23 protein-coding genes are annotated in these 24,370 nt (G+C 59.6%); 10 read left to right on the forward strand and 13 right to left on the reverse strand.

The window, feature by feature from the left end; translation table 11 throughout:
- Nucleotides 1-10 precede the first annotated feature (10 nt).
- Together CYJ07_RS07915 and CYJ07_RS07920 are read left to right on the forward strand one after the other, a co-directional pair.
- Entirely contained in the window at nucleotides 11-1,255 is a 1,245-nt protein-coding gene (locus CYJ07_RS07915) for a P-loop nucleotide/nucleoside kinase family protein (protein ID WP_104203137.1), read from the forward strand.
- A gap of 7 nt (nucleotides 1,256-1,262) precedes the next feature.
- The gene (locus tag CYJ07_RS07920) at nucleotides 1,263-1,637 is read left to right on the forward strand and encodes a hypothetical protein (RefSeq protein WP_104203138.1); all 375 of its coding nucleotides are present in this window, start codon (nucleotides 1,263-1,265) and stop codon (nucleotides 1,635-1,637) included.
- A 59-nt stretch (nucleotides 1,638-1,696) separates the two neighbouring features.
- Here CYJ07_RS07920 and CYJ07_RS07925 read toward each other — a convergent pair whose 3' ends face one another.
- From CYJ07_RS07925 to CYJ07_RS07960, 8 genes are all read right to left on the reverse strand, one after another.
- On the reverse strand, nucleotides 1,697-2,458 hold the full coding sequence (locus CYJ07_RS07925; RefSeq protein ID WP_197038289.1) for a 7-cyano-7-deazaguanine synthase: 762 nt from the start codon (nucleotides 2,456-2,458) through the stop codon (nucleotides 1,697-1,699).
- Nucleotides 2,459-2,614: 156 nt separating this feature from the next.
- The gene (locus CYJ07_RS07930) at nucleotides 2,615-3,580 is read right to left on the reverse strand and encodes a hypothetical protein (protein ID WP_104203140.1); all 966 of its coding nucleotides are present in this window, start codon (nucleotides 3,578-3,580) and stop codon (nucleotides 2,615-2,617) included.
- Nucleotides 3,581-3,733: 153 nt separating this feature from the next.
- Nucleotides 3,734-4,222 carry a hypothetical protein gene (locus CYJ07_RS07935; RefSeq protein WP_104203141.1) on the reverse strand — a complete coding sequence of 163 codons (489 nt, stop codon included), beginning with the start codon at nucleotides 4,220-4,222 and terminating at the stop codon, nucleotides 3,734-3,736.
- A 207-nt stretch (nucleotides 4,223-4,429) separates the two neighbouring features.
- Nucleotides 4,430-5,266, reverse strand: coding sequence for a CsgG/HfaB family protein (locus CYJ07_RS07940; protein WP_104203142.1), 837 nt, complete (start codon nucleotides 5,264-5,266; stop codon nucleotides 4,430-4,432).
- 12 nt (nucleotides 5,267-5,278) lie between these two features.
- Nucleotides 5,279-5,701, reverse strand: a complete 423-nt coding sequence (locus CYJ07_RS07945; RefSeq protein WP_104203143.1) for a curli assembly protein CsgF — start codon at nucleotides 5,699-5,701, stop codon at nucleotides 5,279-5,281.
- A 31-nt stretch (nucleotides 5,702-5,732) separates the two neighbouring features.
- A complete protein-coding gene (locus CYJ07_RS07950) occupies nucleotides 5,733-6,248 on the reverse strand; it encodes a CsgE family curli-type amyloid fiber assembly protein (protein WP_104203144.1) in 516 nt (171 codons plus the stop codon).
- 239 nt (nucleotides 6,249-6,487) lie between these two features.
- Entirely contained in the window at nucleotides 6,488-7,159 is a 672-nt protein-coding gene (locus CYJ07_RS07955; RefSeq protein WP_104203145.1) for a response regulator transcription factor, read from the reverse strand.
- 607 nt (nucleotides 7,160-7,766) lie between these two features.
- Entirely contained in the window at nucleotides 7,767-9,143 is a 1,377-nt protein-coding gene (locus CYJ07_RS07960) for a sigma-54 dependent transcriptional regulator (protein ID WP_104203146.1), read from the reverse strand.
- A 433-nt stretch (nucleotides 9,144-9,576) separates the two neighbouring features.
- Here CYJ07_RS07960 and rdgB point away from each other — a divergent pair, with 433 nt between their 5' ends.
- From rdgB to CYJ07_RS07980, 4 genes are all read left to right on the forward strand, one after another.
- A complete protein-coding gene (gene rdgB, locus CYJ07_RS07965; RefSeq protein WP_104203147.1) occupies nucleotides 9,577-10,188 on the forward strand; it encodes an RdgB/HAM1 family non-canonical purine NTP pyrophosphatase in 612 nt (203 codons plus the stop codon).
- Nucleotides 10,188-11,387 carry a radical SAM family heme chaperone HemW gene (gene hemW, locus CYJ07_RS07970; protein ID WP_422666953.1) on the forward strand — a complete coding sequence of 400 codons (1,200 nt, stop codon included), beginning with the start codon at nucleotides 10,188-10,190 and terminating at the stop codon, nucleotides 11,385-11,387. The genes rdgB and hemW overlap by 1 nt, the downstream gene beginning before the upstream one ends.
- A gap of 26 nt (nucleotides 11,388-11,413) precedes the next feature.
- Nucleotides 11,414-12,097 carry a YiaD family glycine zipper/OmpA-like lipoprotein gene (locus CYJ07_RS07975; RefSeq protein ID WP_104203149.1) on the forward strand — a complete coding sequence of 228 codons (684 nt, stop codon included), beginning with the start codon at nucleotides 11,414-11,416 and terminating at the stop codon, nucleotides 12,095-12,097.
- Nucleotides 12,098-12,192: 95 nt separating this feature from the next.
- Nucleotides 12,193-13,038: a 23S rRNA (adenine(2030)-N(6))-methyltransferase RlmJ gene (locus CYJ07_RS07980; protein ID WP_104203150.1), complete on the forward strand. Its 846-nt coding sequence runs from the start codon at nucleotides 12,193-12,195 to the stop codon at nucleotides 13,036-13,038.
- 6 nt (nucleotides 13,039-13,044) lie between these two features.
- Here CYJ07_RS07980 and mnmE read toward each other — a convergent pair whose 3' ends face one another.
- From mnmE to rpmH, 4 genes are all read right to left on the reverse strand, one after another.
- The gene (gene mnmE, locus CYJ07_RS07985; protein ID WP_104203151.1) at nucleotides 13,045-14,415 is read right to left on the reverse strand and encodes a tRNA uridine-5-carboxymethylaminomethyl(34) synthesis GTPase MnmE; all 1,371 of its coding nucleotides are present in this window, start codon (nucleotides 14,413-14,415) and stop codon (nucleotides 13,045-13,047) included.
- Nucleotides 14,416-14,519: 104 nt separating this feature from the next.
- Complete coding sequence (gene yidC / locus CYJ07_RS07990; RefSeq protein WP_104203152.1) at nucleotides 14,520-16,211, reverse strand: membrane protein insertase YidC; 1,692 nt, start codon at nucleotides 16,209-16,211, stop codon at nucleotides 14,520-14,522.
- A 117-nt stretch (nucleotides 16,212-16,328) separates the two neighbouring features.
- Entirely contained in the window at nucleotides 16,329-16,700 is a 372-nt protein-coding gene (gene rnpA / locus CYJ07_RS07995; RefSeq protein WP_104203153.1) for a ribonuclease P protein component, read from the reverse strand.
- A 13-nt stretch (nucleotides 16,701-16,713) separates the two neighbouring features.
- Nucleotides 16,714-16,848 carry a 50S ribosomal protein L34 gene (rpmH, locus tag CYJ07_RS08000; protein WP_010626003.1) on the reverse strand — a complete coding sequence of 45 codons (135 nt, stop codon included), beginning with the start codon at nucleotides 16,846-16,848 and terminating at the stop codon, nucleotides 16,714-16,716.
- Nucleotides 16,849-17,357: 509 nt separating this feature from the next.
- Between rpmH and dnaA the strand changes: the two genes are divergently transcribed.
- From dnaA to gyrB, 4 genes are all read left to right on the forward strand, one after another.
- Nucleotides 17,358-18,827: a chromosomal replication initiator protein DnaA gene (dnaA, locus tag CYJ07_RS08005; RefSeq protein ID WP_104203154.1), complete on the forward strand. Its 1,470-nt coding sequence runs from the start codon at nucleotides 17,358-17,360 to the stop codon at nucleotides 18,825-18,827.
- 62 nt (nucleotides 18,828-18,889) lie between these two features.
- Entirely contained in the window at nucleotides 18,890-19,993 is a 1,104-nt protein-coding gene (gene dnaN / locus CYJ07_RS08010) for a DNA polymerase III subunit beta (protein ID WP_104203155.1), read from the forward strand.
- Between the two features lie 77 nt (nucleotides 19,994-20,070).
- Nucleotides 20,071-21,192: a DNA replication/repair protein RecF gene (recF, locus tag CYJ07_RS08015; RefSeq protein ID WP_104203156.1), complete on the forward strand. Its 1,122-nt coding sequence runs from the start codon at nucleotides 20,071-20,073 to the stop codon at nucleotides 21,190-21,192.
- 3 nt (nucleotides 21,193-21,195) lie between these two features.
- Nucleotides 21,196-23,616 carry a DNA topoisomerase (ATP-hydrolyzing) subunit B gene (gene gyrB, locus CYJ07_RS08020; RefSeq protein WP_104203157.1) on the forward strand — a complete coding sequence of 807 codons (2,421 nt, stop codon included), beginning with the start codon at nucleotides 21,196-21,198 and terminating at the stop codon, nucleotides 23,614-23,616.
- 117 nt (nucleotides 23,617-23,733) lie between these two features.
- Here the strand turns inward: gyrB and gmhB are convergent, their stop codons facing one another.
- Nucleotides 23,734-24,318, reverse strand: coding sequence for a D-glycero-beta-D-manno-heptose 1,7-bisphosphate 7-phosphatase (gene gmhB / locus CYJ07_RS08025; RefSeq protein ID WP_331280922.1), 585 nt, complete (start codon nucleotides 24,316-24,318; stop codon nucleotides 23,734-23,736).
- Between the last annotated feature and the right edge of the window lie 52 nt (nucleotides 24,319-24,370).

Consider the following 24,370-nt stretch of genomic DNA (forward strand, 5'->3'; position numbering starts at 1 on the left):
AGGAGTGAACATGGAGGCTACATCGGCGAGCTGTTCCCCGGCAGCATCCACTGCGCTCAGCTTGGATGAGCTGGTCGATTCGCTGGTGGAATCTCATCGTTCGCTTGTCGGCGACCTGCCCTACGTGTCGTCGACCAGTTGCCTCGCGGCGACCCGAGCTCTGATCGAGGAGGAACTGGGCACGCTCGAGCGACATCTTGTCGGAGAGGAGGATGCGGCCCGGCTCGCTGGACTGAGGGAGTGGCTGGCGCAGGAGCTGGTGCGCCTCGAGCCGCAATTTCTCGAACGCGAGGAGCCGCAGCCGAGCTGGGTGGTGGGACGTCGCGTCATGTCGCTGTGCGATCATCAGCGGTTGATCATGACCAATGCGCTGGATCTCGACCCCACGGATTCGCTGGCCAGGCGCTGCCTGGATCCCGGCTTCGATCTGGTATCGCTACTAGTGGGGTTGTACATACGCGACGAGACGCGGCTGGCGCATTATGCCTTGGATCGCTACCTACGCCTCTCCGGCGACTACGCCCTGGCCCGGCTGCTATCGGTCTACGGAGTGTGTCGAGCGCTGGCGGGTGCGCGCAGGGCACTGCAGCGGCGAGAGGCGGAGCATTCCCGGTCGTTTCATCTGGCCGAGATCATGACGGAGGTGCGTCGCTATCTGGCCTTGGCCGAATGGGTCTCCCAGTTCCGCTTTCCGCCCCTGATCCTCGGGGTCGGTGTCTCGGGCAGCGGGAAGAGTCGGTTCATGGCCGAGATGGTTGAACGACTGGGGGCGGTACGGCTCTGCTCGGATGCCGAGCGACGGCGACTCTATGGAATCGCTCCACAGGCGGTGGGTCGGGAACCGCCTGTGGATATCTTTTCTGCCGAAGCTACCACACGTACCTATCAACGCCTGGCGAGTCTCGCCGGTATTCTGCTCAACGCCGGTATTCCCACCTGTGTCGATGCGACCTGCCTGACCCGGGAGCAGCGTGGCTGTCTTCGTCAGCAGGGCGAGGCAAGAGGCCTGCCGGTATTGATCGTCAGTTTCGAGGCTGACGACGAAACCCTGAAGGCCCGCATCGCCAAGCGCGCCCGGCGACAGGGCGCCAATCCTGCGACCAGTCTCGCAGTGCTGCAGCGCCAGCAAGCCACTTTCGAGGACTTCAGCGACGAGGAGCGGCAGCATCTGCTGCGACTCGACACCACTGCCGAAAATGCAGGCGATACGCTGGCGGCGCTCGTCGACAAACGTATCAGGCTGAACTACAGCTGAGGCTAGCATGACAAGATCGCTTACCCTCCTGATGATTGTCCTGTTCGGGATGAACGTGTTCGCAGCGGGAGACAATGCCATGTCCAAGGTTGTAATGCCGGAGAATGGGAATTCCGACAACCTGATTGAAATCCTCTTCCATGGTGAGCCAGGCACACGTTTCGTGGCGACGCTAAAAATCCATCTCAATGGGGAAACCACTACCCATGAGCTGGAGGAAAGCGTCCCTAGCGAGCATCGCTATTACGGAGAGGCGTTGGAAGCCAGCGTGCGCCAGACGAGCTCCGAGGGAGGCCTGACGGTAGAGGTTCGCAAGGGCGGGAATGTCAGTCGCTCAAGCTCAAGCGGAGAACATAGCCAGCTTAGCCTGCAAGTTCGATAGAGGTGGCTAAGGGCATGCGAGGCATGGGTCGACCTCAGGCTGCCGAACCTCGTCTCATACTATAGCCAGCCTTTCGCCATGCTGGCGATAAAGTTTCTGGATACTCTGACTGGCGAACTGATTGCTTTCCTCACATGCCTTGTTCTATATCTCAAAATTGCATCGCTGGGAAGGCGATATCCCATACCCTCTTCTATTGTGTAAATGCAAGGGTTGCATATACCACATGGTTTATCGGCTTTGGGGTTGAAGCAAAACCATGACTTCTCTAATTCCTCCCTGAAGCCAAGGTTCTTGGCCTGCTCTCGCATTTCAGCTTTTGATAATTCCAAGAGAGGAAAGGAAAAGCACGAAAAGATCTTTATGTCTCCTTCGGCATTACCTCTCAACTTCCAGCGGCCACAGGTTCCTTTTTCTACATTTCCTTGTAAAAAAAGATAAGCTTTATCGTCGACATGAACGCTAAGCTCGAGGTCATTAATTTTTTTCGACCTGGCATACCTTGAAAGCCAATCATATTGTTTGCCAAGGTGAGATTTTTCCTTTAGTTTTAGATAAGAGGTTGTTATTTCTTCTATTGGCTCGATTTCGGTAATTAAAGTTATGTTAAGAGCTCCTATTCTTGCGGCGGCATCTCTGTTATTCTTCTTAAATTCATTTCTTATCTCAGATATTGCCTTGAGTTCATGAAGGCTGGATTTTCTGTTTAAATCAATAATGTAATGAGGTTTTACTTCATTTTTATCAACCAGAGTGGAAAATAACACTCGAAAAGTGGAATCCCACCCACCAGTCCAAAGGACATTAATAGTCTTGCACATGCCATTCACTCCCTTCTCAAGCCTGAGGCCGGCTCCTGCCGCCATTACAAAGAGAAGGGGGAATGTAGCAGAGCCACCGTCCCCCTTATATATTAACTCATTTTAACTTGAGGCTTTTCGAGCACCGCTTTCCGAATAACATGTGCCCAAATGTTATTAGTGTTGATAGACGTGAGCCGTGTTGCCGCCGCCCACTTGAGTGGTAATGGCAGCGTTGTTGACGCCCATTTGTACATGGGTTGCACTGTTGCTGGCCAAGCTTGCCAGGCCACCAAAGAACCCCGGCAACGCCGACTGGGTGATGGAAGAGTAATGTTCATACCCAGACTGAGAGGAGTATGCTACATCGTTGTAGCCGCTCTGGGTAACTTCTGACTGGTGATAACGACCATCCTGAACGATGGAAGCGTCATTATTGACTCCACTCTGATCCACCATCGCGATATTCAGTTTACCATCCTGGTGGATGTCAGAGGTGTTTTTCAGTCCGCTTTGGAGCACTTCTGCCTTGTTCTGAGTGCCGTTCTGGTCAATTGAAGAATCATTGAAACTGCCGCTTTGATCAACGTCGGCAAAATTGTAATCGCCCGATTGAGTGATATCGGAGGAGAGCTTGGTGCCGTCCTGGTTTACCTGCGCGACGTTCAAATAACCTTCTTGATCCACGTCAGAGTTGTTGAAGCTTCCACTTTGACTGATGTCGGCATAGTTTCTCCAGCCGCTCTGATAAGTGGTAGCATTGTTCTTTACGCCTTCCTGCTCGACTCGAAGGGCATTCCCAGTTCCGAGTTGCTGACTGTCGGAGTTATTGAACATCCCCGATTGGGTCAAATCAAAGCTGTTTTTCGTACCGTGCTGTAACGCATCGGCATTGTTTCCCATGCCTTCTTGGTCGATGTCCGATACGTTGCGGCCACGCCATCCTTGCTGAAGAACGGTTGCACCGTTGTTGACGCCAACTTGGGTGACATCAGAGTTGTTGTTGCCCCAACCCTGTGTAAGTTGCGTTACACTTACGTCGTTGCCGAATCCCGTCTGGGCGATGTTCGACTCGTTTTCGTTCGCCAAGGCTGTGCTAGAGACGGCGATAGCGGCTGCCATGACTGTCATTTTAAGTTTCATTTTGGTTCCCCTTCATGAAGCCCTGGTTCAGCTTTTTTGCTCGCCAGGGTGGATTAAAGGAAACGACAGAGACCTGCCGTTTCCGCGTACCATCTTCAGTGATTTTTACGCATACTTAATTTCTTAGAAAGCAGCAGGCACGAAACCCAAGCCTTAATATTGGTAGACCTGGACCGCTGCCCTTCCACGCGAAAATTGGGTAACTGTAATCGGACTTCCTTGACCATTACCGAGTTGATGAATTCCTGCGCTGCCGTAACTACCGTGCTGGATGATGGCCGCTTCCTTGCCGTAGCCAGCCTGCACAATGCTGGCGTCATGCCCATATCCTTCCTGCATTATCGAGGCCTCCAGCTGGGCTCCACTCTGTATCACTCTTGCCTCATGGCCTTGTCCTATCTGGCTGACAACGGCATGATTGTCGATGCCATATTGAGCAACGAGAGCATTGTTGTGGCTGCCTTGTTGGAGAATCGTGGCGTCGTTGCCGTAACCTTCTTGATGTATCGAGGCAACCTGCTGCGGTAGTGCCTTTGTCAGTTCGAGTTCTAATTCAGAACCTTCGATGAGGTCTGCAGCGATGGCGGAATGGGTTAGTAGCGCTGCCCCTATCAAAAGTGTAACAATTCCGTATGTTTTCATGGCAACGTGCCTGCTTCGATTTACTTTAAGTTACATAGTCGTCGTTCATGAAGCGCCTTGCCATAATGAATAAAGGTTAATTTGAGTATTAAAAATAAAGTGATCGGCGAGGATTTTTACATTAATAAGATCATTGACGATGATGAGAAATACCATGCTACACGATAAAAAAGGCGCCGAATCGGCGCCTTGAGAGAGCATGTCTATTTACAACATGGGCGATGATGCATCACGGTAGGCCATGAGAACGGGATGATTGCTATCGCCAGGATCGGCCAAATTCCATAAATTCCTGTCCACCCCCTGAGTAACGAGGTGTATCACAGCAGACTCGATGGCAGACATGACTGCCATCTGTACAGGCTCATTGTGCGTATAGCCTGCCTCTGCTTCCAGGAGACGACGGAAACTGACAAAACGATAAACGCCCGCGCGAACTTCATACGAATAGACTGTCTTGCTGGTAGTGACATTACCGAGGACTTCTCCAGTAGCGATGTCCACGGCGCGCAGGTTCACGGTGACCTGGTCCACCTGATACTGCCCCGATGAGCCAATTCCGAAGTATTCGGCACCCACTCCCCCCGTCTTCATATTGGAATCGTAAGCAATGATGCCTCCTTCCATCAGGATGCGGGCGGCATTGAGGGACCCCAGCTCCTGCTCGCGGCCGTTGCGTTCCAGATTGGCACGGATGATGCGCCGTTCCGTGAGAAGGTTTTGTAGCCCGACCCGCTCGAGCGGTATGAACCAGCCGGAGTCAGCCAGGGCAGAACTCAGCATGGCGGCTCCGCCCTGGGTAACCGCCGTGGAAAACGTGCTGGCAGGCTGGGGGCGGTACTGGCCGGTTTGATCTCTGAAGTCATAGACGGCGGTATAGATCGGTGCGGCGGGACGCGGCAGGCTGGTCAGGTCGACATAGGTACCGGATCGAGGGGCCAGGGTTGCCGGTGCTCCTTCCAGACCTTCCGGTGAGGTGACCATACCGACGCATCCCCCCAGGAATATCAGACCGGACATCAGAACAACTCTTAAGATTTTCATGGTCTGGCTCTCTCAGAAAGGTGTTCCGAAGTCGATCCGTGTGACTTCATTCGTTGTTTTATCGGTAATGACCATTTGAAAAGCACCACCACCCACGTTGACGAACCTGACGTTCAGCGACGAATTATCGATAACGCTCTCGTTGCCCCCGGGATTGTCGGGATCGAGAGCATCATCAATGGCGCGGTTGATCAGGTCGGCACGTAGATCCTGTAAAAAGAAATCGACTTCCGAGAAGCTTCCAAAGTCGGGAGCATTCGGGTCCTTGTGCGTATCCTGCGCCTGGGCTTTGTTGAGGAGGTGGTTGCCCAGAAGCGGATCCCCTCCAAACGAAGGATTGATTGGGCGATAGATCAGCTCTCCTGCCTGTGCCGCTCCAGCACAAGCCAATAGGCTGCCCAAGCATAGAGCTGTCACGCAGCGTAGGGTATTCATGACTTCCCCTCCTGTTTGTGTTCCCTTAGTACTAGATTTCTTCGTCTGCCAGGTCCGGATCACTCTCCAGGGCCTCCATGATGGAGCGCTGGACCAGCAACTGCTCCACTTGCTCGACGGCTGCCTCGGCATAGCGGTCGATATCGCTGAGCCGGGGTGGCAGCGTGGCCTGGAAGAGAATCCGATTGTTTTCAGCTACCCAGACCTGGCTGCCCCAGCGAGCGTCGGGGCGTTCATTGATTGATAGCGTGGTGCGGGTCAGGATGTGACTGTCTGCACTTAACTGGCTGAAGCGGCGGTAGAAGGTCTTGCCCATCATGGTAATTGTCCGGTCGACCACGACGCCCGCGAGACCCGGCTCGCCCAGGCGAAACTGACGCGAAAGCTCTTCGGCCGCCTCTCCTTCTTCCAGAACTTCATCCTCCTCGAGCGAGTCTTCGGAAACCGATGTCTCAGGTGGTACGGCAGGTTGGCTCGGAGCGGGTGCGTGAGTTTCCGCCCAAGCCAGCGAGCCACAGGAGATCAGCAGGACGACAGCCACAACCATTGCTAGCTCACGTAGACAAACCATTCCGCTCTCGATTGGATGTTTGATGGGTTTTTCCGCAGCGCCGAGGTATCTCGGAGAGAGGCGGGCCCAAGGCCCGTCCCCTGAAGCGACAGCCGTGCGGCCGTCCCTTGGCCGCTACGACATGCCGGGCACACCGTCGCCAGAGATGACCTCTCGGGGGCCATCCATGAAGGTGCCTGCCCCCGGTGCGCCGGCAACGGCTACCTTTCGCTTGGTCAATGCCTCGCTTCCCGCTTGTGATTGGGCGGTACGCTGAACAGGTTGCGTCGTGCCCAGTTCATCGCCTGCAGGCGATTGTGTACCTTGATCTTGCGGAAGATGTTGTAAAGATGGGATTTGACGGTGTGTTCGCTGACGAACAGCTTCTCGGCGATCTCCGAGTTGGTCGAGCCAGTGCCTAGCAGTCCGATGATCTCGAGTTCACGCTGTGTCAGACCGCACGCGGGCCTGTAGGAGTTCATCTGCTGGCGCCGCAGCAGTTGGATCATGCGTGACATGAGTGCTCGCGACATCCACAGGTTACCGAGGCGCAATGCCTCCAGCCCCTTGCAGATCAGCTCGACGCTGTCGTTGCGATAGAAGATTCCCTGCAGATTGAGCGATGAAAGTAGCTCGACGGCATGATCTTCACTGCGAACATTGAAGGCAGCGAGACTGATCTCTTCCCTTCCCCCGGCGACGGACTGCCATTTCTGCATGCTCGCTTCGCTCAGGTGATCAAGGTCGAGTATGACCAGTACCACTTGACCCTCCTCAAGGGTCGGTACTTCCTCGGTACTGACGGCCGTGACGGCATGGCCGATATGCTCCTGCAAATGTTCGATGAACAGCTTCGACTGAGGGTTGATATCCGTGACCAGCATGATCCGATAAGGCGTATTTTCCATGGGACCCCTCCGTCCGTTTATGCGTCAATTGTCATGTAAAGAAATGTAAAGTAATGCTACCCCTTCGATTCTCGGCTAAAAAACGCAAGAATGTTAAGACATTTTAGAAATAAAAAGATTACTTTTTATTTCTTTTAGTGGATATTCACCAATATAAGCCTTATCCGCTGCTATTCAGAAGAAACATATATCACTTCGTCTTAGCTGAAGAGAACCCATAAAATTCAATAGGATAAATTGCAGAGGGAGTGCTTACCAAGATTTAATGTAACATTAAGTTATCACTTGTTTAGTTTGCACAGCTCACCGCGCCTCATCGATGGGTACGACCCTATTGAAGTGTTTTGCACAGCGTGCGGGAAAGGTTTGTTTCTAAAACCATACACTTTACCGTCGCGGCTTCTTTAAACTTGGATTTCGACACGTTTCGTCATGAATTTTTTCTCATGCTGCCAGCCATCCAAAGAACGAGGCGCAAGAAGAGGCTCGTTAGCAACCGCAAGGTGTCAGTTAGAGATCAGTACGAGAGGAGGCAGTGCGGAGGAGGGAAGGGCAATGCAGGCAAGCCGCTTCCCTGCCCGACGAGCAGGGAGGGCGGCATCAGGTGTCAGGCCGAAGTGAGCGATGACGAGCCTTCGCTCTTGCGCTCGAGGTTGTGCTTCTCCATTAGCCGATAGAGGGTGACCCGCGACACGCCCAGCTCATCGGCCGCTTTTTTCACCTTGTGTTTATTGCGATTGAGGGCGCTGAGCAGCGCCTCCTTTTCGGCGCTGTTACGCGCTTCTTCCAAGGTGATCGCGTTGCGGTTCGCGGTGCGCCGCTCCAGGCCCAGGTCCGCCGGTTTGATCAGGCGCTGATCGCACATCACCAGCGCCCGACGCACGCGATTGATCAATTCGCGTATATTTCCCGGCCAGTGGTAATGTCGCATGAGCACCAGGGCTTCCTGGCTGAAACCCCGTACGTTCATCGACTTCTCTTCGATGAATCTGTCGAAGAAAAACCTGGCGAGTATCTCGATGTCTTCCTGGCGCTCACGCAGCGGGGGTATGTCGACCTGGAGCACGTTGAGGCGATGATACAGGTCCTCGCGAAAGCGCCCCTCCGCCACGGCCTTCTCTAGATCGACGTGCGTCGCCGAAAGCACGCGAACGTCGACCTCAATTTCATCGAGAGCGCCGATACGCTGGATGGTCTTCTCTTCGAGGAAACGCAGCAGGTTGACCTGAAGCTCCAAGGGTAGGTCGCCGATCTCGTCGAGGAACAGCGTGCCGCCGGAGGCGGCTTCGATCTGGCCGATCTTCTGCTGGTTGGCACCGGTAAAGGCCCCCTTCTCGTGACCGAATAGCTCGGATTGAATCATGTTGCTCGGCAGCGCACCGCAATTTACCGGGACGAAGGGGGCCGAGGCGCGCTGGGAGCGCTCGTGGATAGCACGCGCGGCGAGCTCCTTGCCCGTGCCGGATTCGCCGCTGATGAACACCGGGGCATCGACACTGGCGACGCGTCGGATGGTGTCGAAAACCTTCTTCATGGCCGGAACGGTGCCCACCATCTCGAACTCGGAATCGCCCTCGGCCAGGGGAGGCTCGCTCTCCTCGAGCCGGAGTCGCTTCATGGCTACTGCATGGTGCATCAGGCAATCGATCTGTTCGATATCGATTGGCTCGACCTGGTAGGCCATGAAGAGGTTCGCCAGTGCCTTGCACAGTGCGGGCTTTCGCAGCTCGTGATCCTTGGTCAGCGCCATCCACTCCATGCGTGAGCGCGTGATGAGGTGGTCCAGCTCCTTCAATTCATGTTCGGCCGGCCCATGCATACAGCACAGCCCTGCATCGTAGTCTTCCCGGGCCAGGAGGGTAGCCGCTCGCGACAGATCGACGACTGCGTCGATCGACCAGCCCTTGGCTTCCATGGCCCGCAGGAAGTTTTGCTGGTTTGCGCCAAGCGAGCCCACCATCAAGAGTCTTGCCTTGTTTTCCATTATCGCTCGTCCCTTTTTCATTCCTTCGATTTCAAGCAGGCCTGATCAAGTCCCTTGCCTTCTCGGCGTGCCTTGAGTCGATTTTCTCTGTGTGTTTTTCTTCCTTCGCGTTACGCAATCAAGGGCCTTTACGATAGCGATACGACGTATGCATTTCGTAAGCTCTAATGTAAATGAGGTTTATTCTCTAATGATTTTCGTTTCGTCATGGCCTGTCTTGTCCATCTCTTGGGCGATATGGGCATCGAGAGACGAGCTGTAAAGATAGGTTACTGCTTGGTTCGCAACAAGTTCATCTCGCCATAACCCTATGCGCATTCAAGCTTCTAAGCTAAGCGGGAAGTGGGAGACTTCTCGTTCGGAAATGGTTCAGCATGAGGGTGAGCCTCAGGTACCATGGCGCTACCGAACGAAGATACGAAGAGGAAACGCAGTGTCTGCCACCCAACCATTGGTCCTGGCCAGCGGTAACGCCGGTAAGCTCAGGGAGTTCGGTCAGCTGCTGGAATCGCTGTGGCTCGAGGTTCGTCCGCAGGCCGAGTTCGGGGTCGGTGACGTCGAGGAAACCGGGCTCACCTTCGTCGAGAATGCATTGCTCAAGGCTCGCGAGGCGAGCCGGGTCAGTGGTCTGCCCGCCCTGGCCGACGATTCGGGGCTCGAGGTCGATGCCCTGGCAGGACAGCCGGGCATCTACTCGGCGCGTTATGCCGGTGAGCCGAAGAGCGACGCGCGCAACAACGCCAAGCTGCTCGAGGCACTGGCCGGCGTGCCACGCGAAGCGCGCAGCGCTCGCTATTGGTGTGTTCTGGTCTATCTTCGCCATGCCGACGATCCGGTGCCGATCATCGTGCAACGTAACTGGGAGGGAGAGATTCTCGAGCAGCCTCATGGCGAAGGCGGATTCGGTTACGATCCGCTTTTCTGGTTGCCCGAGCAGGGTCGCAGCGTTGCCGAACTCGGCGCCGATGAGAAGAATCGGCTGAGCCACCGCGGCCGCGCCCTAGAAGCCTTGGTCGCGACCCTGGGCGAGGCACGGCAACGCTGATGGCGAGAATGGTGGAGGGCGATACGGTACTACCGCCCCTGGCGCTCTACGTACACGTGCCGTGGTGTGTGCGCAAATGCCCATATTGCGACTTCAACTCCCATGGCGTAGGGCGGGATAGCGAGCTGCCGGAAGCCGCGTATCTCGCGGCGCTGCTCGAGGACCTCGACGCAGACCTGCCCCTGGCACGTGGTCGCGAGCTGACCAGCATCTTCATCGGCGGCGGCACGCCGAGCCTGATGTCGGCCGGTTTCTATGCCAGCCTGCTCGAGGGAGTGGCCCATCGCCTGCCTTTGGCCGACGACATCGAGATCACGCTTGAGGCCAACCCCGGCACGCTCGAGCGTGGCCGCTTTCGCGGCTATCGCGAGGCGGGGATCAATCGGCTGTCGCTGGGGGTGCAAAGCTTCCAGTCGGCTCAGCTCGCGGTCCTGGGGCGAATCCACAGTGGTGAAGACGCCGTCGCGGCGGTGCAGGAGGCGCGCGCGGCCGGTTTCGACAACCTCAATCTTGACCTGATGCACGGTCTGCCGGGTCAGACGCCCGAGCTGGCCTTGGCTGACCTGGAGCGTGCCCTGGAACTCGCCCCGGAGCATTTGTCCTGGTATCAGCTGACCCTGGAGCCCAACACCGAGTTTCATTCGCGCCCGCCGATTTTGCCCGAAGAAGAAATGCTCTGGGACATCCAGGATCTGGGCCACGAGCGACTCGAGATCGAGGGGCTCGCGCGCTATGAGATTTCCGCCTATGCTCGGCCGGGGCGACGTTCACGGCACAATCTCAACTATTGGCGTTTCGGCGACTACCTGGGAATCGGGGCCGGCAGCCACGCCAAGCTGAGTGCACCGGCGGAGGGAGGCCGGCTGTACATCGAGCGCCGCTGGAAAACGCGCCAACCCGAGGCCTACCTGCGACGTCGCCAGGATCCACGTGGCTTCGTCGCGGGACGCGACGAGGTCGGTGAAGACGAGTTGCCGCTGGAATTCGCCATGAATGCCCTGCGCCTGGTCGAAGGGGTGGCTCTCGATGATTGGGCGGATCATACCGGGCGCCCCCTGAAGGTGCTGGAAGCGCGGCTCGGTGCGGCGCGAAAAAAAGGACTTCTCGAGGAAAGTGTGCCGCGTCTGCAGGCTTCGCCCCGAGGTCTATTATTCTTGAACGAATTGCTGGCCCTTATCGGGGAAACCGGCACGGAATGAACTTGCGATCCTAACTGGAGAGACTAATGCTCAAAGCATCACGATTCGTGGCTCCCATGGCGGCTGCACTTCTGCTCGTCGGCTGCGCTTCGAACGATCCCTATTCCGGCCAGACCCAGCGCTCCGGCACCCTGTCCGGGGCCGGGATCGGCGCGGCAGTGGGTGCGGCGGCTGGCGCCCTGTCAGGTGATGGCAGCACCAGCCGCCGTGATCGTGCGGCGATCGGTGCCGTCGTGGGCGCCGCTGCAGGTGCCGGCATCGGCGCCTACATGGACCGCCAGGAGCAGCAGCTACGCGAAAGCATGCGCGGTACCGGCGTCGATGTGGAGCGCCGCGGCGACGACATCGTGCTCAACATGCCGAGCAGCGTGACCTTCGGCTTCGATTCCAGCGAGCTGACTCCGAATGCGCGTACGGCTCTCAACGACGTGGCCTCGGTGCTGACCCAATACACCGATACGCGCGTCAATATTGCCGGCCACACCGACAGCACGGGCGACGACGCCTACAATCAGCGCCTCTCCGAGCGCCGTGCCGAGGCCGTGGGCAGCTACCTGGCTCAGGCGGGCGTATCCCGCAACCGTCTCTCCATGACCGGCCATGGCGAGAGCCAGCCGGTCGCGAGCAATAACACCGAAGAGGGTCGGGCCCAGAACCGTCGCGTCGAGATCACGCTGACCCCGATCGAATCCCAGTTCCAACAGCAGTAAACGACGAACGCGCTAGCGTTGCCTTGCGGGCCCGCCACTGGCAGAGTGGCGGGCCTGTTCGCTTTGCCGCTTCCGTTCCGCGTGAGGTTCCGCCCATGCTCTCCTACCAGCATGCTTACCACGCCGGCAATTTCGCCGACGTGCACAAGCACCTCGTGCTTCACGCCGTTCTCGACCACTTGCTGCGCAAAAGCTCACCGATCACCTTCGCCGATACCCACGCCGGGCGTGGCGTCTACCCGCTGGACGCGCCCGAGACCCAACGCCTTGGCGAGTATCGTCATGGCGCGCTGCCGCTGTGGCAGGCGCGGGATCGCCTGGCCGACGAGCCGCTGCTTGCGTCCTGGCTCGATGCCGTCGCCAGCCTGCAGCACGATGGGTCTCGGCTCGAGCGCTATCCCGGTTCGCCCTGGTGGCTGGCCCAACGGCTGCGCAGCGGCGATCGGCTGCGTCTCTACGAGCTGCACCCGGGCGAGCACGATCACCTGTCGCAGCAGGCGTTGCCGCCGAATGCCCAGCGCATTCACGGCGATGGCCTGGCGGGCCTGATCCAGGCCTTGCCGGTATCGACGCCACGGCTCTGCGTGCTGATCGATCCCAGCTTCGAGCGCAAGGAGGAGTACAGCGAGGTCGCCGTCACGCTGCTTGCGGCGATGCGCAAGGCGCGCCATGGCGTGGCGCTGGTGTGGTACCCCCTGCTGCCGGCAGGGCGCCACCACGAGCTGCTGGAGCGGTTGCGTGAGGGCGGGCTGCGCAAGATCTGGCGCAGCGAACTGACGCTGCACGCACCGGGCGAGGAGCGCGGCATGTACGGCAGCGGCATGCTGGTCGTCAATCCCCCATGGGGACTCGATGAACGCCTGGCCGCGGCAATGGCGCGAGCGGCGCCGCTGTTCGGCGAGGCGTGCCGCTACCGCGCAGATTGGTGGGTGGAAGAGTAGGCGGGACTACTTGCCGATACAGAAGCTGCCGAAGATCTCCCCCAGCAGGTCGTCGGCGCTGAACTCCCCGGTGATCTCGCCCAGCGCCTGCTGGGCGTCGCGCAGATCCTCCGCCAGCAGCTCACCGGCACCGTAGCCCGACAGCTGCTCTTCGCCGTGAGTGAGCGCTCGCTGCGCGCGGTCGAGCGCGTCCAGGTGACGGCGCCTCGCCGAGAAGCGGCCCTCCGTGGTCGCCGAATAGCCCATCACGGCCTTCAGATGCTCCTTCAGATGCGCCACGCCCGCTCCGGTCAGGGCGGAGAGGCGCACGATCGGTGTGGCGGCGGTCAGGTCGAGCCCCGGTGTCTCGTGGCTGCTGTCGATCTTGTTGCGCACCAGCGTCAGCCGCCCGGGCTCGGGCAGCCGAGCGACGAATTCGGGCCAGATGACCATGGGATCCACCGCTTCGGTGGTCGCGGCGTCCACCAGCAGCAGCACGCGGTCGGCCTTCTCGATCTCGGCCCAGGCCCGGGCCACGCCGATCCGTTCGACCGCGTCGGGGGTGTCTCGCAGCCCGGCGGTGTCGATCACGTGAAGCGGCATGCCATCAAGATGGATATACTCGCGAAGCACGTCGCGGGTCGTGCCCTCGATGTCGGTGACGATGGCAGTCTCCTGCTCGGTCAGGGCATTGAGCAGGCTCGACTTGCCGGCGTTGGGTCGCCCGGCGATCACCACGTTCATGCCTTCGCGCAGCAGCGCCCCCTGACCGGCGGCGGCGCGCACTTCGGCCAGTTCGGTCTTTACGCCGGCGAGCATCTCGGCGACCTTGCCGTCAGCGAGAAAATCGATCTCCTCCTCGGGAAAGTCGATGGCCGCTTCCACATACATGCGCAGCTCGATCAAGCGGGCGACGAGTGCCTCGACGCGGCGGGAGAATTCTCCCTGCAAAGAGCGGACGGCATTCTCGGCGGCGGCCCGCGAGCTGGCCTCGATCAGGTCGGCGATGGCCTCGGCCTGGGCCAGGTCGAGCTTGTCATTGAGAAAGGCGCGCTCGGAGAACTCGCCGGGGCGGGCCAGACGAGCGCCGAGCCGCACACAGCGCTCGAGCAGCATGTCCATGATCACCGGTCCGCCGTGTCCCTGCAGTTCGAGGACGTCCTCGCCAGTGAAGGAGTGAGGGCCGGCAAAGAACAGCGCGATCCCCTCGTCGATCACCGCGTCCTTGCCGCGGAAAGGGCCGTAGTGGGCATGACGCGGTGAGGGGCAGCACCCAGCCACGGCCTCGGCGATCGCGGCGCTCAGCGGCCCCGAGACGCGGATGATGCCCACTCCGCCGCGCCCCGGCGGGGTGGCCAACGCGGCAATGGTGTCCTGGTGGTAGAGCGGATCCGACATTGACTAGCCCTGTTGGTGGCGACGTCTCTCGAAGCATTGTCCCGTCGAGGGCCCTGAAACGCCAGACCCCCGCCAGGGCGGGGGTCCGGGTGACGCGAGGTGGGTCAACGCTTGCTCTTGACCGCCTTGCCCACACTGGGATCGTTCTCGATCTTGCGCGTGATCACGTACTGCTGCGCGATCGAGATGACGTTGTTGACCACCCAGTAGATGACCAGGCCGGCCGGGAACCACAGGAAGAAGAAGGTGAAGACGATCGGCAGCATTCGCATGATCTTCGCCTGCATGGGATCCGGTGGCGTGGGGTTGAGCAGCTGCTGGACGAACATCGAGGCGCCCATCAGGATCGGCAGGATGAAGTATGGATCCTTCATCGACAGATCCTGGATCCAGAACATGAAGGGCGCATGGCGCAGCTCGACGGATTCCAGCAGCATCCAGTAGAGGGCGATGAAGACGGGCATCTGCACCAGAATCGGCAGACAGCCGCCCAGAGGATTGATCTTCTCCTTCTGGTAGAACTTCATCATCTCCTGGGACATTTTCTGGCGATCGTCGCCGTACTGCTCCTTGAGGCGCTGCATTTCCGGGCCCAGCTTGCGCATGCGAGCCATGGACTTGTAGGCCTTGGCGGAAAGCGGCCACATGGCCAGCTTGACCAGGACGGTCAGCAGGACGATAGACCAGCCCCAGTTGCCGATGATGTTCTGGATATGGTCAAGCAACCAGAACAGCGGGTTGGCGATGAACCACAGCCAACCGAAGTCGACGGTCAGGCGCAGGTTGGGGGCCACCTCCTCGAGATAGCTCTGCACCTTGGGCCCCATGTACAGAGTGGCTCCCAGGCGTGTCTCGCCGTCGGCCGCTACCGTGGTGACGGGGCCGGCAAAGGCCGCCACGTTGCGGTTGCGGGCATCGGTGGTGGCGTACTGCAGGTTCTGCTGATTCTGCGGCGGCACCCAGGCCGAGACGAAGTAGTGCTGGATGATCGCCACCCAGCCGCCCTGGACGTCACGGTTGTTGAAATTGCCTTCCTGGATATCGTCGAAATCGACCTTCTGGTAGCGATCCTCCGGCGACGAGTAGGCGGCGCCCAGATAGGATTTCATGCCCATCGAGACGCCGCTGGAGGGATCGGGGCTGTTGTCTCGTGCCAACTGGCCGATGAAGCGTGCCGTGACCGGCTCCTCGGTGTTATTGGCCAGAAAATAATCGACGGCGACAGCATAGCTGCCGCGCTCGAACGTGAAGCGCTTGATGACCTCGACGCCGTTGACTTCGGCGGTGAGGTCGACCTCGAGACGATTGTCATCGTCGGACAGGCGGTAGCGTGTCTGCTCGGGGGTGAAGCCGAGCCGCCCGGCATGGCCGTCCACTTGCAGGCCCGAGCGGGCCACGTAGCTGCGGGTCTCGTTGTCGGAGAGCAGCACGTAAGGCCGTTCGGAGTTCAGCGTCATGCGATGCTGGGGCAGTGCGGCATAGACGATGTCGCCGCCCTGAGGATCGATGCGCACATCGAGCACGTCGGTGGCCACGGCAACCAGGTCGCGCGTACCGGAGGATTGCTCCGTCTCGCTCGGCATGTCGCCCGTCACTTCGCTATCCGCTCGGGGGGAGGCGGGAACGGCCAACCCGTCCTCGTCCGGAACCGTCGCTTCGTCGCCTGGGGCCGGAGCGGTGAAAGAAGGTGCTTCAGGTTCAGGAGCAACCTGACCGTAGTCCTGATTCCACTGCACGACCAGCAGGTAAGCGAGTACGGCCAGTGGAATCAGCAATAGGAGTCGTTTTACGTCCATGAGGGATCTGCCCGGTGGGTAGTGAACATGTCGCTGGAACGATATCCGCTGCCATGTGGAAAGGGCGATAGCCTGCTCGAGGCAGGCTATCGTGGCGGCGGCAGGCACCACATCCGGTCAGGATGCCATCGACTTGCGTACGTCACGCTCCAAGCGACGCCACATGCCGAACAGCTGGCGATGAAGCGTGGCGTTGTCCAGCCCGTCCGCGCCGCGCCGCGCCAGGAGCACGATATCGACGGCGGGGAGCGAGTGTTGCTGAAGACGAATGGATTCGCGCGTCAGTCGCTTGAGACGATTGCGATCCACAGCCTTGCGGACGTTTTTCTTGCTGATGACCAGGCCAAGGCGGGGGTGGTCCAGTCCGTTGGGGCACGCCAGGGCCATTAGCCCTTTGCCATGTACCTTGAATGCAGCGTGATCGAAGACGTATCGATAATCCCCGGCCGACAGCAGTCGTAGTCGCTTGGGGAAGTCATGACCGGACACGCGCGATCCGCGATCAGGCGCTCAGGCGCTTGCGGCCCTTGGCACGACGGCGAGCCAGCACGGCGCGACCGTTCTTGGTGGCCATGCGCGCACGGAAGCCATGCACACGTTTGCGCTTGAGAACGCTGGGTTGAAAAGTGCGTTTCATAACTCTTGATTCCCACGTAATGAGTTGGACGGAACGTTGACAGGAACGCCCTGACTCGTACGGGGAGCCAGGGGGAGATTCGATTCAAGACCGGAAATTGTAGAGACTTCGGCAGCGCGACGCAATCGTTCCGCTCCTGCCCTTGGTTTTCGGCTAGCCGTGCGCCGGGAACGGTCGCTGGCACGAGTGAGTGTTAACCTTTCGATACTGTGATTAAGGTTGGGGACGTTGCCTGTTGATAAGATTTAATTTTTCCTATTCACCAATAAGTTGAAGTAATGTTCCTATTGTGGAAAAGCGGTTAGAAGCCGGTGATCAGCCTGTGGGAGGATCAAGAATGTGAGCCTGATGATTCGCGGTGCCTCGCTGAGCCTTGGTCACGGACGAGCTCTCCAAAGCGAACGGGTGGGCTTTTCCACAACCTTTTCCCGGGGCGTGCCGCATGTGGATAACCCGGCGGGCGAAGGATACAATGACCGGTCATGCATCAACGGGGATGGTGAGGTCGAGTGTCACTTGCTCTCTGGCAACAATGTCTGGATTACCTGCAGGACGAGTTGAACGCTCAGCAGTTCAATACCTGGATTCGCCCGCTTCAGGCCGAGGAAGGGGAGGGGAACGAGCTGCGTCTGCTGGCGCCCAATCGCTTCGTGCGCGACTGGGTGGGTGACAAGTATGCCAAGCGCATCAATGAACTGCTCAGAGATCTGGCGCCAGCCAAGCCGCCCCGGGTGATGCTGACCGTCGGCAGCCGCCAGTCGGCTGCGCCCAAGCCGCAGCCGCGTGAACTCGGCGCGCCGGTGTCGGCCAGCCCCCACTCCCCGCTGGCACCGGCCGTGCAGGTGCCGCCCAGGGGCGACATCGGCGACGAGCGCGAGATCGATCAGCTGCGCGAAGAGGGCGCTTCCGCACGCCGGCCCGGAGAGCGTGAAGTTCAGGTAGAAGGCAGTCTCAAGCACAACAGCGGACTCAATCCCAACTTCACCTTTGAAACCTTCGTCGAGGGCAAGTCCAACCAGCTCGCCCGGGCGGCCTCGCGACAGGTATCGGAGAACCCGGGCGGCGCCTACAATCCATTGTTTCTATATGGCGGAGTGGGCCTGGGCAAGACTCACCTGATGCATGCGGTGGGCAATGCACTGGCCATACGGCGCGAGAACGCGCGAGTCGTCTATCTCCACTCCGAGCGCTTCGTGGCCGATATGGTCAAGGCGCTGCAGTTGAACGCCATCAACGACTTCAAGCGTTTCTATCGCAGCGTCGACGCGCTGCTGATCGACGATATCCAGTTCTTCGCCGGAAAGGAACGCTCACAGGAAGAATTCTTCCATACTTTCAATGCCTTGCTGGAAGGCGGCCAGCAGATGATTCTGACGTCGGATCGCTATCCCAAGGAGATCAGCGGTGTCGAGGAGCGTCTGAAGTCGCGCTTCGGCTGGGGCCTGACGGTGGCCATCGAGCCGCCGGAGCTGGAAACCCGGGTCGCCATCCTGATGAAGAAGGCCGACCAGGCCAAGGTCGACCTGCCTCATGATGCTGCCTTCTTCATTGCTCAGAAGATCCGCTCCAATGTGCGCGAGCTGGAAGGGGCGCTGAAGAAAGTGATCGCCGATTCCCACTTCATGGGCAAGCCCATCACCCAGGACTTCATCCGCGAGTCGCTCAAGGACCTGCTTGCACTGCAGGACAAGCAGGTGGGGGTCGACAATATTCAGCGCACGGTCGCCGAGTACTACAAGATCAAACTGGCCGACCTGCTCTCAAAGCGTCGCTCGCGCTCGGTGGCCCGGCCGCGGCAGGTGGCCATGGCATTGGCCAAGGAGCTGACCAACCACAGCTTGCCCGAGATCGGCGACGCCTTTGGGGGCCGCGATCACACCACGGTGCTGCATGCCTGCCGCAAGGTACAGGCGCTGCAGGAAGAGAGCGCGGACATCCGCGAAGATTACAAGAATCTGCTGCGACTGCTGACCAGTTAGCGGCGGGTTTCGCTACGCAGCATTGCCCGACACCCATCTACAGGACGAGACGTGGAGCCGACATGAGATTTTCCATTACCCGCGAGGCGCTGCTCCGGCCGCTGGCTCTGGTGGCCGGCGTGGTGGAGCGCCGCCAGACCCTGCCCGTGCTGTCCAATGTGCTGATCCAGGTGGACCAGGATCAAGTGGCGTTGACCGGCACCGATCTTGAAGTGGAGCTGATCGGCCGTACGGCGGCCTCGCAGGTCGATGTGCCGGGTGGCGTGACCGTGCCCGCCCGCAAGCTGATGGATATCTGCAAGTCTCTGCCCGATCAGGCGGAGCTCCATTTCAGCCTGGAAGAGGGGCGGGCCGTGCTGCGCAGCGGGCGTTCGCGTTTCACCCTGTCGACGCTGCCGGTGGCGGAGTTCCCCAACATCGAAGATTCCGCCGGCGACCTGGAGCTGAGCCTGCCGCGTGGCACGCTCAAGCACCTCATCGATGCCACCTCCTTCGCCATGGCGCAGCAGGACGTCCGCTACTACCTCAACGGCATGCTGCTGGAGCTGCGTTCCAACCTGGTGCGCACCGTGGCGACCGACGGTCATCGGCTAGCAGTCTGCTCGCGCCCGTCCGAGGTTCAGGTGGAGCCGGCACGCAAGCTGATCGTTCCACGCAAGGGGGTGCTGGAACTGGTGCGCCTGCTCGATGACAGCGACGAACCGGTGACGCTGACCCTCAGTGCCAGTCACGTACGGGCGCATACCGGCGATTTTACGTTCACCTCCAAGCTGGTCGACGGTAAGTTCCCCGACTATGAACGGGTGGTACCCCGCGGGGGCGACAAGGTCTTCATCGCCGAGCGCGCCGAGCTGCGCCAAGTGCTGTCGCGTACTTCGATTCTCTCCAACGAGAAATACCGTGGCGTTCGCCTTCACCTTCAGGAGGGCAACCTGCAGGTGATGGCCAATAACCCCGAGCAGGAGGAGGCCGAGGAGAACGTGGCGGTGGAGTACGGCGGTGATTCGCTGGAGATTGGCTTCAACGTCGGCTATCTCATCGACGTGCTCAACGTTCTCGGCGAAGACAGAGTTCAGATGACCCTGGCCGACTCGAGCAGCAGCGCCTTAATGGAAGAGCCGGGTGGCGGCGATGCCCTTTATGTCGTCATGCCGATGCGTCTCTAAGGCGCCGGTCATTTGTAGACTCCGCTGCGCATCCGTCCGCGATGGCGCAGCGGAGCGTACCCTGCCGAGTATCCCGCATGTTGGTTGAGCGCCTGGCTTTCAGCGGATTGCGCAACCTGGGTGCGCTCGATTTTTCCCCGAGCCCCGGAATAAACTTGATCGTGGGACCCAACGGCAGCGGCAAGACCAGCCTGCTCGAAGGCATCCACGTGCTGGGCATGGGGCGTTCCTTCCGTACGCGCCAGCTCAAGAACGTCATCGCCCACGACGCCTCGGCCATGACCTTATTCGCTCGCCTCCAAGGCGAGCCGGCCCTACCCGTCGGCGTACGTCGCTCGCGCGAGACATCCGAACTCGAAATGCGGCTGGGAGGTGAAGTGGCGCGCCTGGCACAGCTGATCGAAGCGCTTCCCCTTCAGCTCGTCAACCCCGACGCTTTCCGTTTGCTCGAGGGGGCTCCGGCAGGGCGCCGTGAGTTTCTCGACTGGGGTGTGTTTCACGTGAAACACGACTTTTTCGATGCCTGGAGGCGGACGCGACGGGCGTTGAAGCATCGGAATGCCCTGCTCAGGCGTGATAGAATGGACACTGATGCCTTGGCTGCCTGGGAAAAGGAACTGGCGCTGTGGGGCGAACGAGTCGATGTCTTGCGTCGCGAGTGGATGGCGGTCTTCGTACCGGTATTTGAAGAGACGCTGAAGCGAATGATCGAGTTGCCTGAGCTGACGCTGCGCTATTCGCGTGGCTGGGACAAGCAACGAAGCCTGCAGGAAGTGCTCGAGCAGGGCCGTACGACCGATCATCAGATGGGCTTTACTCAGAACGGGCCACAGCGTGCCGACCTGCGTATCCGCCTCGGGCGGCATCCCGCGGTCGAAGTACTGTCGCGCGGCCAGCAGAAACTGGTGGTCAGCGCGCTCAAGCTGGCCCAAGGCCGCTTGCTGGAACGGACGACGGGGCGACGCTGCCTGTATCTGGTAGATGACTTGCCGGCTGAGCTGGATGCCGATCATCGGCGCGTTTTTTGCCGCCTGCTCGAAACGATGCAGTGTCAAGCATTCATTACAAGTGTCGAACATGACGCCCTGGCTGGAATATGGCAATCCCACACGCCGCTGACGTTGTTTCACGTGAAACACAGCGATGCGGGGGCAGGGCAGCTAGTGCCGCAGGCACGGATAGACTTCACGACGGAGTAGTCAATGAGCGAACAAGCTTACGACTCATCGAGCATCAAGGTCCTGAAGGGCCTTGATGCCGTGCGCAAGCGTCCCGGCATGTATATCGGCGATACCGATGACGGGACAGGCCTGCATCACATGGTTTTCGAGCTGGTGGACAATTCCATCGATGAAGCCCTGGCCGGGCACTGCAGCGAAATCCGTGTCATCATTCATCCCGATGAGTCGATTACCGTTAGCGACAACGGGCGCGGCGTTCCCACCGACATCCATGAGGGCGAAGGCGTCTCCGCGGCGGAAGTCATCATGACGGTCCTGCACGCCGGCGGCAAGTTCGATGACAATTCCTACAAGGTCTCGGGCGGCCTGCACGGGGTCGGTGTCTCCGTGGTCAACGCGCTGTCTGAGGAGCTGAAACTCACGATCTGGCGCGCCGGACAAGTGCACGAACAGATCTATCGTCACGGCGTCCCCCAAGCCCCCTTGAGTGTCGTGGGCAAGACCGACAAGACCGGCACGCGCGTGCATTTCAAGCCTTCATCGGACACCTTCGCCAATATCGAGTTTCACTACGATATCCTGGCCAAGCGCTTGCGGGAGCTTTCGTTCCTCAATTCCGGCGTGGCAATTCGCCTGATCGACGAGCGCAGCGGAAAAGAGGAACTGTTCCACTACGAAGGCGGACTCAAGGCATTCGTCAACCACCTCAACTCCAACAAGACCGTGCTCAACCCGGTCTTTCACTTCGAGGCCGAGCGTGAGGATGGCGTCGTGGTGGAGGTGGCGATGCAGTGGAGCGACGCCTTCACGGAGAACATCTACTGTTACACCAACAACATACCGCAGCGCGACGGCGGCACGCATCTGGCCGGCTTTCGGGCGGCGCTGACGCGGACGCTCAACGGTTACATCGAGACCGAAGGGCTGCTGAAGAAGTCCAAGGTCGCCACCTCGGGTGACGACGCCCGGGAAGGTCTGACTGCGATCATCTCGGTCAAGGTGCCGGACCCCAAGTTTTCTTCGCAGACCAAGGACAAGCTGGTCTCGTCCGAAGTGAAGACGGCGGTCGAGCAGGAGATGGGACGGCTGTTCTCGGATTACCTGATCGAGAAACCCAACGAGGCCAAGTCGATCGTCAACAAGATGCTCGATGCGGCAAGGGCGCGCGAAGCGGCGCGCAAGGCGCGCGACATGACGCGGCGCAAAGGGGCCCTGGATATCGCCGGGCTACCCGGCAAATTGGCCGACTGTCAGGAGAAGGATCCGAGCCTCTCCGAGCTGTTCCTGGTCGAGGGCGATTCGGCCGGCGGCAGTGCCAAGCAGGGGCGTGATCGCCGAACCCAGGCCATCCTCCCGCTCAAGGGCAAGATTCTCAACGTCGAGAAGGCGCGTTTCGACAAGATGCTCTCTTCCGCTGAGGTCGGGACGCTGATCACCGCGCTGGGCTGCGGTATTGGTCGGGAGGAATTCAACCCCGACAAGCTGCGTTATCACTCGATTATCATCATGACGGATGCGGACGTCGACGGTTCCCACATCCGAACGCTGCTGCTGACCTTCTTCTTCCGTCAGATGGCGCAGTTGATCGAGCGCGGCCACGTCTTTATCGCCCAGCCGCCGCTGTACAAGATCAAGCGCGGGAAACAGGAAACCTACCTCAAGGACGAACAGGCGCTTATCGATTACCTCACGACCACGGCCATGGATGGAGCGCGACTCTACGTCAACCCGGATGCACCGCCAGTCACCGGCGCGCAGCTGGAGGCGTTGGTGAGCCAGTATCGCGACGTAATGAAGCGCATCGACCGCCTGGCGAGGGTCTATCCCCATGAAGTGCTGCGCAAGGTGGTCCATGCCGCCACGCTCGAAGGAGAGACCAGCCTGAAGGACCGCGTCACCATGGAGAACTGGATCGAGTTCCTGCAGAAGGAAATGGACGCGCTGGTAGCGTATGAGGGCGGCCCGCGCTACACCTTCCGCCTGGAAGAGGATACCGAGCGTGAACTTTACCTGCCTGCGGTGACGCTGACGGCGCATGGTGTCAGCACCGACTATGTGTGGGGCATCGACTTCTTCACCAGCGCCGACTATCGCGCCATGGCGGCGCTGGGCGTGACGTTGAACGATTTGCTTGAGGAAGGGGCCTACATTGCCCGTGGCGAGCGCAAGAAGACGGTTAGCAGTTTCTACCAGGCGCTGGAGTGGCTGATGGCGGAAGCTCAGCGGGGCTTGTCGGTACAGCGCTACAAAGGGCTGGGCGAAATGAACCCCGACCAGCTGTGGGAGACCACCATGGATCCCGAGACGCGCCGTTTGCTGCGAGTCTCGATCGAGGATGCCGTGGCGGCCGACATGATGTTCAACACACTGATGGGCGACGAGGTGGAGCCGCGGCGCGCCTTCATCGAGAGCAACGCCTTGGTGGCCAATCTGGATGTCTGAACCGGAGTCGCGATGTTTCACGTGAAACACGCAGCAAGAAAAAGGCCAGCGCACAGCGCTGGCCTTTTTGATGTGCTGTTTCAAGGCCCCCGTCGGTAGAGCCTGGACGACTTGCGTTTAGCGACTCGCGAGCAGCCAGTCGACGAAGCCGGCCAGGTCGTCGAAAATTAACGCATCTTCTAGTCCCGCTCCCTTGGCCTCGGTCTTTCTTCCCTTGCCGGTCCTGACCAGCACCGGGCGGCAGCCCATGGGCTCGCCGGCCTGAAGGTCGCGCAGACTATCACCGACCATCCAGCTGCCTTCAAGGCTGTCGAGCCCAAGCGCAAGACGAATCTGCTCCAACAGACCGGGTAGTGGCTTGCGACAGTCGCAGCCATCACCGGGGCCATGGGGGCAGTAGGCGATGTAAGCGATGTCGCCACCGGCGTCTCGGACGCGCCGATAAAGCTCGGCGTGCATTTGAGCCAGTGTGGTCTCGTCATACAGACCGCGCGAGATTCCCGACTGATTGGTTGCGACGGCAACGACCAGGCCGGCGCGTGTCAGGCGCGCAATGGCCTCGATGGACGAGGGGTAGGGATGCCATTCGTCCAGCGACTTGATGTAAGCGTCAGAGTCGCGATTGATGACACCATCGCGATCGAGGATGACGAGCCGGGATGCATCGTTGAGCATCGTTGTATCCTGCTGCTTATGGATCATTGTACCGTCAGTGTTCCACGTGAAACGTACCTCGCCAAGGTGTTAAACCCCG

Source organism: Billgrantia saliphila (assembly GCF_002930105.1).
Taxonomy (GTDB): Bacteria; Pseudomonadota; Gammaproteobacteria; order Pseudomonadales; family Halomonadaceae; genus Halomonas; species Halomonas saliphila.

Coding starts and splice junctions, on each gene's coding strand:
- CYJ07_RS07915 (WP_104203137.1), top strand. CDS start 11: ATGGAGGCTACATCGGCGAGCTGTTCCCCGGCAGCATCCACTGCGCTC.
- CYJ07_RS07920 (WP_104203138.1), top strand. CDS start 1,263: ATGACAAGATCGCTTACCCTCCTGATGATTGTCCTGTTCGGGATGAAC.
- CYJ07_RS07925 (WP_197038289.1), bottom strand. CDS start 2,458: ATGTGCAAGACTATTAATGTCCTTTGGACTGGTGGGTGGGATTCCACT.
- CYJ07_RS07930 (WP_104203140.1), bottom strand. CDS start 3,580: ATGAAACTTAAAATGACAGTCATGGCAGCCGCTATCGCCGTCTCTAGC.
- CYJ07_RS07935 (WP_104203141.1), bottom strand. CDS start 4,222: ATGAAAACATACGGAATTGTTACACTTTTGATAGGGGCAGCGCTACTA.
- CYJ07_RS07940 (WP_104203142.1), bottom strand. CDS start 5,266: ATGAAAATCTTAAGAGTTGTTCTGATGTCCGGTCTGATATTCCTGGGG.
- CYJ07_RS07945 (WP_104203143.1), bottom strand. CDS start 5,701: ATGAATACCCTACGCTGCGTGACAGCTCTATGCTTGGGCAGCCTATTG.
- CYJ07_RS07950 (WP_104203144.1), bottom strand. CDS start 6,248: ATGGTTGTGGCTGTCGTCCTGCTGATCTCCTGTGGCTCGCTGGCTTGG.
- CYJ07_RS07955 (WP_104203145.1), bottom strand. CDS start 7,159: ATGGAAAATACGCCTTATCGGATCATGCTGGTCACGGATATCAACCCT.
- CYJ07_RS07960 (WP_104203146.1), bottom strand. CDS start 9,143: ATGGAAAACAAGGCAAGACTCTTGATGGTGGGCTCGCTTGGCGCAAAC.
- hemW (WP_422666953.1), top strand. CDS start 10,188: ATGGCGAGAATGGTGGAGGGCGATACGGTACTACCGCCCCTGGCGCTC.
- CYJ07_RS07975 (WP_104203149.1), top strand. CDS start 11,414: ATGCTCAAAGCATCACGATTCGTGGCTCCCATGGCGGCTGCACTTCTG.
- CYJ07_RS07980 (WP_104203150.1), top strand. CDS start 12,193: ATGCTCTCCTACCAGCATGCTTACCACGCCGGCAATTTCGCCGACGTG.
- mnmE (WP_104203151.1), bottom strand. CDS start 14,415: ATGTCGGATCCGCTCTACCACCAGGACACCATTGCCGCGTTGGCCACC.
- yidC (WP_104203152.1), bottom strand. CDS start 16,211: ATGGACGTAAAACGACTCCTATTGCTGATTCCACTGGCCGTACTCGCT.
- rpmH (WP_010626003.1), bottom strand. CDS start 16,848: ATGAAACGCACTTTTCAACCCAGCGTTCTCAAGCGCAAACGTGTGCAT.
- dnaN (WP_104203155.1), top strand. CDS start 18,890: ATGAGATTTTCCATTACCCGCGAGGCGCTGCTCCGGCCGCTGGCTCTG.
- recF (WP_104203156.1), top strand. CDS start 20,071: ATGTTGGTTGAGCGCCTGGCTTTCAGCGGATTGCGCAACCTGGGTGCG.
- gyrB (WP_104203157.1), top strand. CDS start 21,196: ATGAGCGAACAAGCTTACGACTCATCGAGCATCAAGGTCCTGAAGGGC.
- gmhB (WP_331280922.1), bottom strand. CDS start 24,318: ATGATCCATAAGCAGCAGGATACAACGATGCTCAACGATGCATCCCGG.